At 68.6% G+C, this 15,119-nt stretch carries 14 protein-coding genes; 4 read left to right on the top strand and 10 right to left on the bottom strand.

From position 1 onward, the window contains the following. Positions 1–10: 10 nt before the first annotated feature. The 3 genes from AAG816_RS07465 to AAG816_RS07455 all read right to left on the bottom strand — a co-directional run bounded on the left by AAG816_RS07465 (position 11) and on the right by AAG816_RS07455 (position 3,508). Entirely contained in the window at positions 11–1,294 is a 1,284-nt protein-coding gene (locus AAG816_RS07465) for a glycosyltransferase (protein WP_341988949.1), read from the bottom strand. Further along, the gene (locus AAG816_RS07460; protein ID WP_341988948.1) at positions 1,294–2,835 is read right to left on the bottom strand and encodes an MFS transporter; all 1,542 of its coding nucleotides are present in this window, start codon (positions 2,833–2,835) and stop codon (positions 1,294–1,296) included. Before AAG816_RS07460 ends, AAG816_RS07465 begins: the two co-directional genes overlap by 1 nt. Positions 2,836–3,145: 310 nt before the next feature. Next, the gene (locus tag AAG816_RS07455) at positions 3,146–3,508 is read right to left on the bottom strand and encodes an EamA family transporter (RefSeq protein ID WP_341988947.1); all 363 of its coding nucleotides are present in this window, start codon (positions 3,506–3,508) and stop codon (positions 3,146–3,148) included. Between the two features lie 155 nt (positions 3,509–3,663). On the opposite strand from AAG816_RS07455, the gene AAG816_RS07450 reads away from it, so the two are divergent. Further along, positions 3,664–4,326 (top strand): acetyltransferase, encoded by a 663-nt coding sequence (locus AAG816_RS07450; protein ID WP_341988946.1) that lies wholly within the window; start codon positions 3,664–3,666, stop codon positions 4,324–4,326. Continuing rightward, positions 4,326–5,255, top strand: a complete 930-nt coding sequence (locus AAG816_RS07445; protein ID WP_341988945.1) for a hypothetical protein — start codon at positions 4,326–4,328, stop codon at positions 5,253–5,255. The genes AAG816_RS07450 and AAG816_RS07445 overlap by 1 nt, the downstream gene beginning before the upstream one ends. 59 nt (positions 5,256–5,314) lie before the next feature. Here AAG816_RS07445 and AAG816_RS07440 read toward each other — a convergent pair whose 3' ends face one another. Both AAG816_RS07440 and AAG816_RS07435 read right to left on the bottom strand, forming a co-directional pair. Then, positions 5,315–5,950, bottom strand: coding sequence for a class I SAM-dependent methyltransferase (locus AAG816_RS07440; protein WP_341988944.1), 636 nt, complete (start codon positions 5,948–5,950; stop codon positions 5,315–5,317). Further along, positions 5,947–6,921 carry a glycosyltransferase family 2 protein gene (locus AAG816_RS07435; RefSeq protein ID WP_341988943.1) on the bottom strand — a complete coding sequence of 325 codons (975 nt, stop codon included), beginning with the start codon at positions 6,919–6,921 and terminating at the stop codon, positions 5,947–5,949. Before AAG816_RS07435 ends, AAG816_RS07440 begins: the two co-directional genes overlap by 4 nt. A 103-nt stretch (positions 6,922–7,024) precedes the next feature. Here AAG816_RS07435 and AAG816_RS07430 point away from each other — a divergent pair, with 103 nt between their 5' ends. Next, a complete protein-coding gene (locus tag AAG816_RS07430; RefSeq protein WP_341988942.1) occupies positions 7,025–7,849 on the top strand; it encodes a phytanoyl-CoA dioxygenase family protein in 825 nt (274 codons plus the stop codon). Here the strand turns inward: AAG816_RS07430 and AAG816_RS07425 are convergent. Genes AAG816_RS07425 through AAG816_RS07405 form a run of 5 tightly spaced genes read right to left on the bottom strand, consistent with a single transcriptional unit; the run spans position 7,827 to position 13,794 of the window. Continuing rightward, positions 7,827–8,645, bottom strand: coding sequence for a class I SAM-dependent methyltransferase (locus AAG816_RS07425; protein WP_341988941.1), 819 nt, complete (start codon positions 8,643–8,645; stop codon positions 7,827–7,829). The two genes, AAG816_RS07430 and AAG816_RS07425, sit on opposite strands and share 23 nt — an antisense overlap. Positions 8,646–8,662: 17 nt before the next feature. Further along, positions 8,663–9,409, bottom strand: coding sequence for a WbqC family protein (locus AAG816_RS07420; protein ID WP_341988940.1), 747 nt, complete (start codon positions 9,407–9,409; stop codon positions 8,663–8,665). Beyond that, entirely contained in the window at positions 9,402–10,541 is a 1,140-nt protein-coding gene (gene rffA / locus AAG816_RS07415; protein ID WP_341988939.1) for a dTDP-4-amino-4,6-dideoxygalactose transaminase, read from the bottom strand. Before rffA ends, AAG816_RS07420 begins: the two co-directional genes overlap by 8 nt. Continuing rightward, complete coding sequence (locus AAG816_RS07410; RefSeq protein ID WP_341988938.1) at positions 10,541–11,734, bottom strand: acyltransferase; 1,194 nt, start codon at positions 11,732–11,734, stop codon at positions 10,541–10,543. Before AAG816_RS07410 ends, rffA begins: the two co-directional genes overlap by 1 nt. Then, positions 11,731–13,794 (bottom strand): hypothetical protein, encoded by a 2,064-nt coding sequence (locus AAG816_RS07405; RefSeq protein ID WP_341988937.1) that lies wholly within the window; start codon positions 13,792–13,794, stop codon positions 11,731–11,733. Before AAG816_RS07405 ends, AAG816_RS07410 begins: the two co-directional genes overlap by 4 nt. A 377-nt stretch (positions 13,795–14,171) precedes the next feature. Between AAG816_RS07405 and AAG816_RS07400 the strand changes: the two genes are divergently transcribed. Further along, positions 14,172–15,038 carry a class I SAM-dependent methyltransferase gene (locus AAG816_RS07400; protein WP_341988936.1) on the top strand — a complete coding sequence of 289 codons (867 nt, stop codon included), beginning with the start codon at positions 14,172–14,174 and terminating at the stop codon, positions 15,036–15,038. Positions 15,039–15,119 lie beyond the last annotated feature (81 nt).

The raw sequence follows: 15,119 nt of genomic DNA, 5'->3' as shown, positions 1-15,119 counted from the left end.
CCGGAGGTGATCAGTGTTCGGCGTACGGCAGCGTGGCGGAGCTGCGCTGCCCCGGGCTGACCCGAAGGGCCTCGATCGCCGCCACGGTGCGCGCCATGTCCGCCTCGGGGTCGATCTCGCGCGCCACCGCCTTGGCGCGGGCGGCGAGCTCCGTATCGTCCAGCACCGCGCGCAGGCTCTGTTCGAGGGTGACCCGGTTGACCTTCGTGTGTGGGAGCACCGCCCCTACGCCCATGCGGCGCATCCGCATCGCATTGTCGGGCTGGTCGAAGGCGAAGGGAATGGTGAGCACCGGCACGCCGGCCCGCAGCGCCTCCGCACAGCCGCCGACGCCGCCATGCTGCACCACGGCCGCGGCATGGGGGAACAGGCTGGAATGCGGCGCATAATCCAGCGCCAGCACCCGATCGGCGGGCGCGTCCGGCGGCGGGTTCTTGCCCATGAGCAGGATCGCGCGACGGCCCAGTGCGCGGGCCGTATCCGCGGCGATCTGGTAGAAGTCGTGCGCCAGATGAACCACTGTGGTGCCCAGCGTAAACACCAGCGGCGGAGAGCCGGCCGCGAGGAAGGCGTCGATCCGCGCCGCGGTCTCGGGGCTCGCCTCCTGCGCGAAGAAAGGAAAGCCGGTCTGTACGGAGGCAGCCGGCCAGTCTCGTTGCGGCGCGCCGAAGACACGCGGAAACAGCGCCAGCACCAGATCGGGCGAGAACTTGTCGGTGAACATGATGTCGCCGGTGCCCACCCCCGTTTCACGCTGAAGCGCCAGGAGCGGCCCGGCCCATCGCGTCGTCTGGCGGCGGATGAGGCGGAACAGCAAACGCTGCGGCCAGGCCCCGAGATGGCGCAGGTGATAGCCCGCCGGAAACCAGGTCAGTACGCTGGGATCCAGCGCGGACATCATTGTGGAGGGCGCCAGCATGGCATTCGCCCAGGGCAGGCCGCGCCGCGCCGCGACCGGCCGGGCCACATGGACGAGCTCACCCACGACCAGTGCATCGGCGCCTTCGGTGGCGTCCAGTAGATCCTCATAGGTCTCCCGGACATGGGGAAAGACGAGGTCGAGGAACAGCCGCCGCCCGCCATGCACCGGATCGCCGAAAATCTCCATCAACACGTCAGGGGGGAAATCCGGCCGCAGGGGATGGAAGGGCAGGCCGAGCGCCGCCACGCGCGGGGCATAGACCGGCGGGGCCGCGATGATCGGGTCATGACCGCGCGCGCGCAGGGCCTGCCCGATCGCGAGCATGGGATAGAGATCGCCGAACGATCCGAGCGTGGCGAGAACGACGCGCATCACGACACCCCCTTGACGATGGCCGGCGCGGCGGGTTTGCGGCGCATCAACAGCACGGCGGCGAGCAGGCCCAGCGCCACCATGCCGGTTCCGACATAATAGCCGTCTCCAATGCTCCGGGCGGCGCTGAGACGCAGCGCGGACGCGACCGCCGGCCATTGCGCCACCAGCGCCTCCACTGCCTCCGGCCGGCCATAGACGGCCTGCTCCATGAGGCCTTCGAGCGCCCTGCGCGCCGCGCCCTCCGGCGCCGCGTCAGCCGCGATGTCAAGGAACCGGCCGCGCTCCATGCCGGCGACCACCGTGCCGATGGCCGCCATGCCGATGGCGCCACCCATCTGCCGCACCGTGTCGAGGGCGCCGAAGGCGCGGCCGCGCTGCCCCTCGGCGGCGCGCGCGGTGCCGTCCGTATAGGTTTGCGACAAGGCGAGGCCCATGCCCGCGCCTGTTGCGACCAGGGCGGGCATCATCAGCACAAAGTCGGCGCGTGGCAGGGCCTGCGTTTCCCACAACAGGCCCAGCGTTCCCAGGGTCAGGCCGGCGACCACGGGCAGCTTCGCGCCATGGCGGTCATAGAGCAGGCCGCCCAGGGGCGCGCAGACCATCAGCGGCACGAGGAACAGCAGCATGGCCAGGCCGGATTGCAGCGGCGTGAAGTGCAGGATCCGCTGAAGATAGATGGCCCCGAAGGCCGACTGACCCACAAGCGCGCACTGGGCACAGAACAGCACGATGCTGTCGGCGGCAAATTGCCGGTCGGCAAACAGGCGCATATCCACCAGCGGCTCGTCGGCGTGTCGCTGCCCGAGGATGAAGAGCACCAGAAGGGCAGCGCCCAGAGCGACGAGGGCGAGCGTCAGCGGCGATGTCCAGCCCCAGACATGGCTTTGCTGGAGGCCCAGTACGATCGGCCCCAGCGCCGCCGCCAGCAGCAGGCTGTGGGCCGGCCGGAAGGTGCCGCCGCGCGGGCCGGGTGCCGCGGGTCCCGCGGCGCGCAGCGTCAGGAGCGTGGCGGCGGCCAGTGGCAGGTTGACGAAGAAGGCCCAGCGCCAGCCACCGGCCTGGACCAGGGCGCCGCAGACGATGGGGCCGACCACCATGGCAAGGCCACCAAGGCCGCTATAGATGCCCATGGCCCGGCCACGCTGCGCGGGGCCGAACGCCTCGGTGGCCAGCAGCGCGGCGGCGGGGGCCATTAGGATGTTTCCCAGCCCCTCAAGCACACGGCCGGACAGCAGCATTGGCAGGTTGAGCGAGAGGCCGCTAAGCAGAGAGCCTGCCGCGAACAGCGCCACGCCGGTGCGGAAGACGCGGTCGCGGCCAAAGACATCCGCGAGCCGCCCCCCGGTTGCGATCGCGGCCGCGACGGTCAGCGCATAGAGGGTGATGATCCATTGCTGGGCGCCGTGGCTCAGCATCAGGTCGCGCTGGATGGAGGGAAGCGCCACCGCCGTGCCGGTGGCGTCGATCATGATCATGCCCAGCGCGCCGCTGCCGGCAAACACGGCGCACCATCGCTGCTGGGTGGTTGCGGTCGTCATGCGGGCTCCCGAACACCGGCCATGGCGGCACCCGCCAGCGGTGCGCCACGGCCATGATCCCGGCGCCGAGTTTCTGCGGCAGGCCCGAGCTTGTCCACGCCCCCGTCATAGGAAAATACCGTCGCTCCAGCGCAATCGATGGCACCGTGCCGAGTCGTGGATGGCAACCGGCACCAAATCACACCGCACCCGCCGCGCGCGAAGCACCCGCTTCCGATCCGACGTCCTTGCCGTCCATCAAGACGGGGAGGTCATCCCTCCGCCGCCACGCGCGCGACGTCTCGCGCCGCTGCGCCGTTGGGCTGTCGCCTCAGGTCGTCACGGCGCTGAGGCCGATGCCGACCACGATCAGCGCCGCGCCGACGATCTGCATGACGGACAGGCTTTCCCGCAGCAGCAGAACGCTGGCCAGCGGCACCAGAGCAAAGGTCAGGGCCATGAAGGGATAGGCCAGCGTCAGCGGCATACGCTCGATCGCCAACGCCCAGCACACGCTGGCCCCCAGCGCGCAGACGAAGACCGACAGCACCAGGGGGTCGGTATACATGGTGATGAGGTAATCGATCTTGCGCCCCGGCAGGGCCGGCGCCAGGGTCATCGCTCGCCACTTCATCATGATCTGGCCATAGACGGTCAGGGCCAAGGTGGCGGCAATGAAGAAATACTTGTCCATGAGGCTTCCTGGGGAGGGGCGCACGTCACGCGCTGGAAACACACTTGCCGCACGGGCGTCGCCATGACAAGCGTGGGCTCCTGGTTTAAAGCCGGGCACGGTGCCAGTCCTGAGCGTCAGTCCAGGCCCCGCCCGCCTGCCATGAAGGATCGGACATGAAGGAGATCGTGGTCTTTGGCGCTGGCGACATTGCCGCGCTCGCGGACTTCTACTTCACCCACGATTCGTCCCGGCGGGTGGCGGCGTTCACCGTCGATGCCGCCTTCGTCAAGGACAGCACCTATCTCGATCGCCCGCTGGTGCCGTTCGAGGAGGTGGCGAGCCATTATCCGCCGGACCGCTTCGACCTGTTCGTGGCCATCAGCTACGCCAAGCTGAATGCGGTGCGCATCGCCAAGACCGCCGCGGCCCGCGCCATGGGCTACCAATTGGCCAGCTATGTGAGCAGCCGGGCGACGACGTTTGCCGACCTCACCCACGGCGACAATTGCTTCATCCTGGAAAACAACGTCATCCAGCCGTTCGCCCGCATCGGCGCCAATGTGACGCTGTGGAGCGGCAACCATATCGGCCATCACTCCACCATCGAGGACAATGTCTTCATGGCGTCCCATGTGGTGGTCTCCGGCGGCGTGCGGGTGGGCGAGGCGAGCTTTGTCGGGGTGAATGTGACCGTGCGCGACCATGTGACCATCGGCGCCCGCTGCGTGCTCGGGGCCGGCGCCCTGGTGCTGGACAATCTGCCCGACGGCAGCGTGGTGGCGCCCCGCGGCACCGAGATTTCGCCCGTGCCCAGCCACCGGCTGCGGGGCATCTGATGACCGGCGTCCAGACGGGCGCCTGGCGCAAGCTGGGTCTGGTGTTCGCCGGCCCCACGGGCGGGCATCCCGCCCTGGTGAGTCACGCGGCGCTGCCCGTGCCCTACCCGCTGGACGGGGATCTGGTGCGGATCTTCTACAGTGGCCGCGACGCGGCCAACCGGTCCTCCGTGGGCACGCTGGTGGTGCGGCTGGGCGATGTGCCGCGAGTGGAGGCGCAGAGCGCCGATCCCGTCCTGGCCCCCGGTGGCATCGGCGCCTTTGACGATGCCGGCATCGGCATCGGCTGCATCGTCCCCGGCGAGACGGAAGACCGGCTCTATTACATGGGCTGGAACGTGGGCGGCGCGGTGCCCTGGCGCAATGCCATCGGCGTCGCCTTCGGCAGCGCCCGCGAGGGCCGCTTCGCGCGCCGCTTCCTCGGCCCGATCCTGGATCGGGGGCCGGTGGATCCCTACAGCCTGTCCTATCCCTGGGTGCTGCGCCTCGGCCCGCAGGACTGGCGCATGTGGTACGGCACCCATCTGGAATGGGGCGCTACCCAGGCGGACATGAGCCACGCCATCCGCGCCGCCACCTCCACCGATGGCCTGGACTGGCGCCGCGCGCCGGAGATCTGCCTGCCGCCGCAAGGCGAGGAGATCGCCACCGTCCGTCCCAGCGTGCTGGCGCAGGCGGACGGCGGCTTCGAGATGTATTTCGCCGCGCGGGGGCTGGAGACGCCGTACACGATTGGGCGCGCCATCAGCACCGATGGAGCCGCCTGGCAGCGCGTGCCCGCAGGAATCCATGCCGATGGCGAGAGCTGGGAGGGCGGCGCCCTCACCTATCCCGCCGTGTTCGAGCAGGCCGGGCGGCGCTGGATGCTGTTCAACGGCCGGGGCTACGGCGCCTCCGGCTTCGGCATCGCGGTGTGGGAAGAAGGCTAGACGACGCTCCGATCAGAGGGCGTCCCCCGGATCGGAACCGCATCTCGATCCGTCCATGGTCAGGGCGTGGGCCGGCGCACGATCATGGTGAATTCCCACAGGCCGTAATCCTGCATCAGCGCCACATGCCGGCCATAGCGGGCGATGCAATCCGCCAGCACGCCCACCGGATCGCCATAGAACAGGTCCGCCCGTCGCCGCTCCGGGTCCGAGACCAGGCTCAGCATGTTGAAGCCGAAGCCGCGCCGTCCGGCGCCATGCAGGGTCTCAATGGTGGCTCGCACATAGTGCGCCCACGCCTCCGGCGTGGAGCCGCGCATCACGTTCAGGATGCCGCTGCCGATGGCATAATCGGCCGCGCCTTCCGGGGCGACGCCGACGATGAAGCTGTGGTCCGGCCCTTCCCCATGCAACTGGCGCGCAGCCGCCACCATGGGGGCTGCCACATCGCAGCCGATATAGCGCCCGCGATGGCCGGCAGCGCGCAGGAAGGGCAGGAAATCCCCATAGCCGCAGCCCACGTCCAGCACGCTGGCGTCCGGGTCCTGCGCCAGCAGGCGCAGGAACTGGCTGTGACGCAAATGCTGGCTTTCGGTGTCCTTCCAGTCCACCCCGCGCGGGGTGGGCCCGTGCTCGGCCAGCTTGCCGCTGTAATAGGCGCCGACCGCGTCGAGAATGCCGTCCTTGGCGCTCACAGCATGAACTCCTCGCCCGCCTGGGGCCGCGCGCATGGCTGTCCGGTGGCCGGATCCACCCGGTAGATGGCGCGCATATGGGTGTAGGGGCGGCGTTTCACCTCGGACAGGATGTTGGCGATATAGATGCCGATGATGCCGAGGATCAGCACCGTCGCCCCGCCGAAGAACCAGACCGAGACCATCAACGAGGTATAGCCGCTGACGCCCACCCCATGGGTGAGATAGCGCGCCACGAGATAAAGGATGAAGCACAGCGACCCGGCACACACCGCCCCGCCGAAATACAGCACCAGATAGAGCAGCTTGGTGGAGGTGGTGGTGATGTGCTTCACCGCCATCTCGATTTTGCGGCGCAGGGAATAGGTGCTGGGGGAGAGCGACAGCTTCTCGATCTGCAGCGCGTGCTGGCGAAAGCCCGTGAGCACCCACAGATGCGAGATCTGCATTTCGCGATCCCGGTGCTGCACCAGGGCCTGCACATAGTCCCGCCGCATCAGGCGGGCGGTGACCACGTTGCGCGGCAGGGTCTGGTCGCTCAACGCCTCCACCAGGCGAAAGAAGGCGGCGCCCGTGACGCGCTCGAACACCCCGCCCTTCCGGCTGGCCTGCACGCCGAACACCACGTCCCAGTCGCCGGCGATCATGTCCGCATGGAAGCGCTGGAGCAGTTCCGGCGGCTCTTCCAGGTCGCTGTCGATGAGGAACACCAGCTCGCCGCAGGCGTGGGCGAGACCGGTCATCATGGCCTTGTGGTGGCCGAAGTTCCGGGCGAGATCCAGCACCACCACGCGCGGATCGCGGGCCTGGATCTCCAGGGCCAGGGCCAGGCTGTCGTCGGGCGACCCGTCATTGACCAGGATCATCTCGACTTCGTCGGCGACCCCGGCAGCAGCGGCCATGGCGCGGGCGTGAAATTCGACAATGCTGGCGGCCGAGCGGTAGAGCGTGGCAACGATGGAAAGCTTCATGCGGCCGCGCCGTTCACTTTGCGGGGGGTCAATGTGCGTCTATAACCCGCTGCGCGGGGGTGCGTAAGCCTCCGCGTGGCGGCAGCCCCGAGCCGAGAGCACCATGGCCATCAGCGGACCCTCCCCTTTCCTGCGTTATGGCGTGCGCATCGCCAACGAAGCCCACACCAGCCTGGACGAGGCGGCGGAAACACTGGGGCTGCTGGGCTATGCGGTGGTGGACAGCGGCCTGGATGCCGACCAGCTGGAGGCCTTGCGCGCCCGCTTCAATGCCATCCACGCGGCGAACCATGCCAGCACCGACGTGGAACGCCTGCGCGCCATCGGCGAGGTGGACCTGCTGCGCTGCCCGCTGGCGGACGATCCGCTGTTCCTCGCGCTTGCCAGCAATCCGCGCATCCTGGAGCTGTGCGAGCGGCTGATGGGCGCGGGCTTCATCCTCAACCAGCAGAACGGCATAGTGAATCCGGCCGGCGCCAAGACCTACAGCCAGTCGGCCTATCATCGCGACTTGCCCTACCAGCATTTCGTCAGCACCCGTCCGCTGGCCATCAACGCCTTGTTCTGCCTGGATCCGTTCACGCTGGACAATGGCGCGACCTTCGTCATCCCGGCCTCGCACAAGCAGGAGGCCTTCCCCTCCGACCCGGTGATCGCGGCTCAGGCCAAGCAGATCGCCGCGCCCGCGGGCAGCTTCCTGGTGCTGGACTGCATGGTCTATCATTGCGGCGGCACCAACCGCAGCGCCGCCGACCGGCGAGCGGTGAACCATGTCTACACCATCGCCATGATGCGCCAGCAGATCGACCTGCCGGCCTATCTCGGGGACGACTTCTCCACCGATCCGAAGATCCGCCAGTTGCTAGGCTTCAACCACCCCACCGCGCGCTCGGTGGAGGAGTTCATCAGCCAGCGCAAGGCGAAATAGCCGATGCGTCAGTCGCCGGGCTCGGGCACCCGCGCGGTGCCATCATGGTGATGCCGAGGCCGGTGCCGTAGAAGCAGCGTTGCAGCACGAACAGCGGCCACAGGGTGGTGCGGTTCAAGATCAGCCGGACCCAGGACGGGAACACCGTCTTCCAGGGAATCTCGCGGATGCCGCTGGTTTCCGTCTGCACCCGCTGGCTCTGGCCGGCCTTGGCGGTTTCGCCGCTGCGGCCGATCAGCCAGACGCTGAGATTGAACAGGAGATTGGCCACCGGCACGGCGATGGACCACACGGTCTCCTCGCGCAGGCCTGCCGCCCGCAGGACGCGCTCCAGATCGCCGCGGTCATAGCGGCGGAAATGCCCCACCGTCTCGTCCTCCACCGACCAGCGGTCGCGGCGACCGGGGACGCCGAGAATCACCGTGCCGCCCGGCCGGGCATAGGCCGCGATCTTGCGGATGAAGCCGACGTCGTCCTCCACATGCTCCATGACCATGTAGCTGATGACCAGGTCCACCTTGGCGAAATCCGCCGGCAGATCGAGCACGTCGCCCGCATGCAGGCTGTAGCGGCCGGCGGCGATGTGATCCGCCAGCACCTGCCGGGAGATGGCCACGGCCGCAGGTGAGAAATCCACGCCCACCCCGGTCCAGCCCGCGTCGCACAGCAGCTTCGACATGCCCCCGCCGCCGCAGCCCACGTCGAGGAAGGTCCGGCCCGGTCGCGTCTTCAGCACGTCGCGCAACGCTTCCTGCATGCAGAAGGTGCCCGGCGGGTCGATCGTGACGAATGCCATCAGTGCCTCGGTGCGGGTCAGGCGGGGTCGGCGCGGTCCAGGAACCGCGCCGCATCGTCGCCGGTATTGAACAGCAGGTCCACGATGGACACCTGCGGCTCGAAGGCGCCCCAGAGCTGGGGATAGTCGCGATAGCCCGCATAGGACATCCAGTCCACGGCGATGCCGCGCGCGGCGAACAGCGCCGGGTCCAGATAGGCCTTGGCCGCCGGGCCGCTGAGATAGCGCGTCGCCCCCGCCGCCTGGGCCAGCTGCACCAGGCGCTCGGTGGGGTCCATCTCGCGCATGGCCTCCTTGTCCAGGAGGTCGGTGCAGCGCCGGATCGGCATGGTGAGCCCCAGCCGGGCGCAGATGGCCCGCAGCAGCACCTCGTTGATCTGCGACAGCATGGGCTCGGCGGCGACGCTGGCCAGCAGCGGGTCCAGCCAGCCGGACACCGCCGCATGGTGCGGGGCGCGCTTATAGGCCAGGTCGATGGCGCGGCGGTGGCCGTCCGCCCAGGCGGGGTCGGAGACCCGCGTCTCGTCGATGGCCTGATGGTAGAGGCCCTTGACCTCCACCGGCACCGTCAGCCAGGCGGTGCCCGATGCGATCTTGATCTTGTTGCGATTGCGCCAATCCCGCCGGGTGTATTGGACGCTGTCCAGCAGGATCACTTCATCGGCGCTGCGCAGCATGTCGAAATAGCCGCGCCACGGCAGATAATTCGACTGGGTGATGACGACCGTGCGCGCGGTGCCGGCGCCGGCGGCGGCCTTATCCACCGAGCACCTCGTCCAGGGCCGCCACCACCTGCGCCTGCGCCTCCGCCTCCAGCTGCGGGTGCAACGGCAGGCGGATCAGCCGCGCCGACAGATCGTCGGTCTGGGGCAGCGGGCCGTCGGTGCGGCCAAGGCGCAATCCGGCCGGAGAGGAATGCAGCGGCACATAGTGCATGACCGCATTGACGCCGCGCGCCGCCAGGGCGCGCAGCGCCGGGTCGCGATCCGCGGCGCGGGGCACCAGGACGTAATAGATGTGGCCGTTGTGGGTGCAGTCGTCCGGCACCACCGGCCGCCGCAGCCGGCCGCGCTGTTCCAGCGGCATCAGCGCGTCATGGTAGCGGTTCCAGGCCACGAGCCGCCGGGCGGTGATGGCCGGCCCGGCTTCCAGCTGCGCCAGCAGGAAGGCGGCGGTGATCTCGCTGGGCAGATAGGATGAGCCGATGTCCACCCAGGTATATTTGGCCACCTCGCCGCGCTGGAACTGCGCCCGGTTGGTGCCCTTCTCCCAGATGATCTCGGCCCGCACCGCCGCCTCGGGATCGTTCACCACCAGCGCCCCGCCCTCGCCGGCGATGACATTCTTGGTCTCGTGATAACTGAAGGCCGAGAAGGCGCCGAAGCTGCCCAGCGGCTGGCCCCTGAAGGCCGCGTGCATGGCCTGCGCCGCATCCTCCAGCACCGCCAGCTTATGGCGTCCCGCGATCTCCATGATGCGGTCCATCTGTGCCGACACGCCGGCATAATGGACCACGAAGATGGCCTTGGTGCGCGGGGTGATGGCCGCTTCCAGCAGGTCCTCGTCCAGATTGAGCGTGTCCGGGCGAATGTCCACGAACACCGGCACCCCACCGCGCAGCACCACCGCATTGGCGGTGCTGGTGAAGGTGAAGGAGGGCATGATCACCTCATCGCCGGGGGCGATGTCGGCGAGGATGACCGACATTTCCAGCGCCGCGGTGCAGGAATGGGTCAGAAGCGCCCGTCCACCGCCGAGCTGCGTTTCCAGAAGCGCCTGACAGCGATGGGTGAAACGCCCGTTGCCCGAAAGATGCGCCCGCTCCAAGGCCTCGCGGATATACGCGAACTCCTCGCCCACCAATGTGGGGCGGTTGAAGCTGATCGGTCCTGGCATCATTTCTCCCGGGGCGGCTTCCTGAGCGGGCTGAATGGAAGGCTCGCCGTCTTACTTAGCAAAGAATCGAAGCGCTTCTGCCCGCCTTTTACCAAACTTTCCGCCCCCCGCAGCGCCGGATGCTCCACCAAGGTCCAGGACAGATAGCCGGCGAGCAGGGCCACGGGAATGCAGATGAGGTTGCTGGGATAGGAGGTCAGCTCCGGCCAGAAATGCTGCACCGACTGCTGGATCGGCCAGCCATAGATATAGACCCCGAACGAATAGTCCCCCGGCAGCACCAGACGGCGCAGGCGCGGCGCGGCTGCCGCCACCAGCACCCCATAGAACAGCGCGGTATAGAGCGCATATTCCTGCACCGCCGTGCCCTGGAGCAGCGCCGCCCCCACCGCCAGCGGCAGGAAATAGCGCAGGCGGATCACCAGCCAGTCCCGCACCGCGAAGGCGGCGACACCGGCCATGAAGAACAGCCCGACCTTCAGCGTGTCGGTGTAGTGGTCGTCGGAGAAATACGGCACCCAGTGGGGCGCGACCGCATGCAGCGCGAGGATGGCGGCGAGGGTGATCAGAATGCGCGCCGGGGAGCGAAGGCAGGTCAGGCAGCCCAGCACGAGGACATAGATGTAACAGACGATCTCGGACTGAAGCGTCCAAAGCGAGCCGTTGACGGCGGTGGGAAAATGGTTGCTGCCAAACACCCCCGGCAGCGACTGACACAGGGCACCGCGGGCAAAGAAGCTCCAATTGTCCCGCAGGTAGCACAGGGTCTCTGCGCTGGTGAGATACTGGCCCACCGGCAGCGACGTGACCAACGCCCCGACGCCGAACACGGTCAGGAACAGGCAGACGATGGCGCCGGGATAGATGCGCGCCGCGCGCATGGTCACAAAGCGCAGCGGCGCGTTGGAGCGCTGGAAGCTCTGGGAAATCAGCATCCCGCTGATGAAGAAGAACACACCCACGGCCAGGGTGCCGGAGAAATTGCGCTTCACCAGCATCGTGACCGGCTCTTGGAACCCACCGGTGGGAAACACGTAGAACGAATGGCCGAAGATCACCGTCATGGCCGCCACAAGACGGATGAGGTCGAAATTGTTGCCGCCCCGCATCAGAATGCCGGCCAGCCGGGGGGCCGGGCGTGGAACTGCTGCCGCAGCCACACCATCGCCGGTCTGATCGGTCCTGAAATTCACGGCTGCCCCCTCGGCGCCTGCGGTGTCTCGCCGCCACTCGCGTCATAGAGAAAAACCGAGCCGTCGTGATAGCTCGCCTGCCCGCCCGTCTTGTCCCAGGCCGGCAGATCGGGCGCGACGGCCACATACCACCGTACCTTCCGCGCCCGAAGCAAGGCAAAAGCCGCCTGCCGGTCCGAGGCGCCGTCTACCGCCGCGAGATCCGCCGCCCGGGCCTTCACCAGCGCGACGATGTCCGGCGACCGGGTGGCCACCGCCTGCTCGATCCGCCCCACATAGCTGGGCATGTCGGTCATGCTGACGAGTTCCAGCGCCGCGCCGCTGAGCCCGGCCTTGGCGCCGCCGCCGCCCACCATCATCATGTCGCCCGGCGCCCGGTGGGCGCGCAGGAAGGTCGCGGCACCGGGAATGCCCGGCTCGACCTTGGTGTCGTAGAAGCCGCGCGCCCAGCCCATGACATCCGCCGGACGCGCCGGATCCACACCGCGCAAGACGAACAGGGTCGCCAGGCAGGCAAGACCTGTCGCGGCCACGGCGCGGCCGGCGGGCCAGCCGGCCAGACCGCGTCCGACCCCGACCACGGACAGGAGGCGCACCGCGCTCCAGATGGCGACGACGGCATAGAGCAGCGCAAAGTGGCGCTGCTTATATTCGGTGACGTCGTTATTGCCGGCCTCCGGCGCCCAGAAGATCAGCAGCAGATAGGCGATGCACATCAGTGCAGGCACGGTGTCCACCGGCTGCAGGCGGCCGGCGCGTGTTTCGGCGATGAGCGCCACAAGCAGCGCCAGCGTCCATGCGCCCAGCGTCGCCGGCAGCAGAAGCAGGCCGCCCAAAAGGGTGCCCCCCACCGCGCCGAGATCGCGGAGAAAGGCGGCAAACGGCTCCGGCCCGTTGGTGAAGGCGAAGGTGACGTAGGCCGCGCCCTTGGTCCATTGCAGCAGGCCGGTGCCCAGCCCCCCCGCCACCAGCGCGATGGTCAGGCCAACCGCCAGCCCCAGGCCGCCCCAGAACACCCGTGTCCGCCAGGGCGGCGGCAGGGCGGCGAGCACCACCGCCCCCAGCAGCGCCGGGGCCATCAGCATGAACATATGCACCCGCATCATGATCAACATGAGCGTCAGCACGGCGGCGAGCAGCAGCGGCCCGACGCGGCGCCCGGCGAACCACTGCCCCGCGCAGGCATAGGCCACCGCCGCGGCCCCGATGGCAAAGGCCGAGCCGGGGCCGGTGAAAATCATCCAGTGGAAGCCCAGGAAGCCGTTGCGCAGGCCGTATTGGGCCGCGTCCGGCAGGCACATGAGCAGCCAGAGCGCCACCAGGGCGCAGCCGGTGCCGCCCAGTTCCGCCGCCAGCACGAACAGCCCGCACAGGCCCACGAGCACGCCCAGGGGCAGCAGGATCGCCGTCGCCAGACCGAGGCCGGACAGGCCGCTCACCTCGCTCAGCGCCGCCGGCAGCATGAACGGGCCGTAGTGATAGAACACCCGCGCGACGCCGGGCAGCATGATATCGCCCACATGGACCGCCAATGGGCTGCCGAAGGAGGCGATGACCGTGCCGTGGGCGAAGTAATCCAGCCAGGTGGGCAGGTGTTCCGTGGCCATCACCGTGGGCAGGGCGCCGGCAAAATGACGGCAGAAGAACCCCACGCAAACGGCCAGCGGCACGGCAATGGCGGCATCGGGCCATGCCAGAGCGGGTGCCCTCGCCCACAGGCGCCGCAGGGCCATGGCGGCCAGCAGCACCACCGCGCCCCAGGCCAAGAAGGCCGTTTGCGCCGACCACAGGAACCCCATGGTCGGCACCAGCATGACCATGCTGGTAAGCGTCGTGCCGACCACAAAGGCCGCCGGCAGCCATCCTTTGAGCCGGTGGACGCCAAACAGCAGCAGCAGCAGTTCGCCTGAGGTCGTCAGAATCCCGGCGCCCACCAGCGGCACCAGCAGGCCCAGCGGATGGATCGGGCTTGCCGCCATGAGCAGCAGGGCATCGATCAGCGCACCGACGATGAAAGCGAACACGAGCCGGATGCGCACGCCGGTTGGCAGGCGTCTCATATGCCCGGCGATCCGATCCATGGGGCCTGAGGCCGACAGCGCTGCGTGAGCGGCCGTTGCGTCCTGCGCGCGCGATGTCAGGTGCGTCAAAACACCGAGCCCTCCACGGCACATGCGCCCCAGCGCCGCGCACAGCGTGGTCGGCTCAGCAGGACGCCGTGCCTTCACCTTACGGTTGCGCGGCAAAGTAAAAGCCGGGCAGACGGCGTGCAATGGCACGCGCGAAAGCGGCGCGGCCTTGTCCACATGTCCTTTAGGCTTTGCATCCGCCCGACGCCACGGCTACATCGCGCAGCAGATCCGCGCCGCTGCCGATGGTGGTTCCAGGGTCCCCGCCCGGCGCCTGCCCGCGCCCGTCCAACGCGAGGAAGATGCGCATGAGGCTCTGTCTCCAGTGCCAGAGCACGCAGGTTGACGCCGACTGGCACTGCGGCCATTGCGGCTTCTCCCCCGTCCGCATCGACGGCTTCCCGTGTTTCGCGCCGGACCTGGCCACCGAGAACGACGGCATGGCGGCCGCATCCCATGACAATCTGGACACGCTTCAGGACGGCAGCTTCTGGTTCCGCGCCCGCAACCGCCTGATCCAGGATCTGGCGAGGCGCTATTTCCCCCGCGCCGGCCGGGTGCTGGAGCTGGGCTGTGGCACCGGCTATGTGACCCGGGCGCTGGGCGAGGCGCTTCCGCAGGCCGCCATCAGCGGCAGCGAAATCTACGTCAACGGCCTCGCCCACGCCGCCCGGCGCCTGGGCGGCAAGGTCGAGCTGCTGCAGATGGATGCGCGCGCCATTCCGTTCGCGCGCGAATTCGACCTGATCTGCGCTTTCGACGTGCTGGAGCATATCGAGGAAGACACGCAGGTTCTGGAGCGGATGGTAGCGGCGCTGGCGCCCGGTGGCGGCGTGATGCTGTCGGTGCCGCAGCATCCATTCCTGTGGAGCCGGGTGGATGTCTACTCCCATCACAAGCGGCGCTATCGGCGCGGCGAACTGGCGGAGAAATGCGTCGCGGCCGGTCTGACCCTCGTGCGCGATACCTCCTTCGTGTCGTCGCTGCTGCCGTTGATGTTCCTGCAGCGCATGATGGAGCGGACGGATGCCCCGTTCGATCCCAGCGCCGAACACAGCCTGCCGCGCGCGGTGGACCGGGGGTTCGAGATGGCGCTGGATCTGGAGCGGCGCCTCATCGCCGCCGGTGCATCCCTGCCCTTCGGCGGCTCGCGCTTCATCGTCGCGCGCTTGTAGCCGGCGGCCTACCGGGGATTCGCCCTCGCCGTGCCGGAGGTCTAGGAAGCGGGGACGCATTCGGGCGCCGCGCTGCGAGGA

This window comes from Azorhizobium sp. AG788 (assembly GCF_943371865.1).
Classification (GTDB): Bacteria; Pseudomonadota; Alphaproteobacteria; order Rhizobiales; family Xanthobacteraceae; genus Azorhizobium.
This window is presented reverse-complemented; position numbering and strand designations above follow the sequence as displayed.

What these genes read in the sequence shown, in the direction of transcription:
- AAG816_RS07430 (WP_341988942.1), top strand. Translation starts at nt 7,025, where the DNA reads ATGGCCATCAGCGGACCCTCCCCTTTCCTGCGTTATGGCGTGCGCATC.
- AAG816_RS07465 (WP_341988949.1), bottom strand. Translation starts at nt 1,294, where the DNA reads ATGCGCGTCGTTCTCGCCACGCTCGGATCGTTCGGCGATCTCTATCCC.
- AAG816_RS07450 (WP_341988946.1), top strand. Translation starts at nt 3,664, where the DNA reads ATGAAGGAGATCGTGGTCTTTGGCGCTGGCGACATTGCCGCGCTCGCG.
- AAG816_RS07400 (WP_341988936.1), top strand. Translation starts at nt 14,172, where the DNA reads ATGAGGCTCTGTCTCCAGTGCCAGAGCACGCAGGTTGACGCCGACTGG.
- AAG816_RS07425 (WP_341988941.1), bottom strand. Translation starts at nt 8,645, where the DNA reads ATGGCATTCGTCACGATCGACCCGCCGGGCACCTTCTGCATGCAGGAA.
- AAG816_RS07445 (WP_341988945.1), top strand. Translation starts at nt 4,326, where the DNA reads ATGACCGGCGTCCAGACGGGCGCCTGGCGCAAGCTGGGTCTGGTGTTC.
- AAG816_RS07405 (WP_341988937.1), bottom strand. Translation starts at nt 13,794, where the DNA reads ATGAGACGCCTGCCAACCGGCGTGCGCATCCGGCTCGTGTTCGCTTTC.
- AAG816_RS07460 (WP_341988948.1), bottom strand. Translation starts at nt 2,835, where the DNA reads ATGACGACCGCAACCACCCAGCAGCGATGGTGCGCCGTGTTTGCCGGC.
- AAG816_RS07435 (WP_341988943.1), bottom strand. Translation starts at nt 6,921, where the DNA reads ATGAAGCTTTCCATCGTTGCCACGCTCTACCGCTCGGCCGCCAGCATT.
- rffA (WP_341988939.1), bottom strand. Translation starts at nt 10,541, where the DNA reads ATGCCAGGACCGATCAGCTTCAACCGCCCCACATTGGTGGGCGAGGAG.
- AAG816_RS07455 (WP_341988947.1), bottom strand. Translation starts at nt 3,508, where the DNA reads ATGGACAAGTATTTCTTCATTGCCGCCACCTTGGCCCTGACCGTCTAT.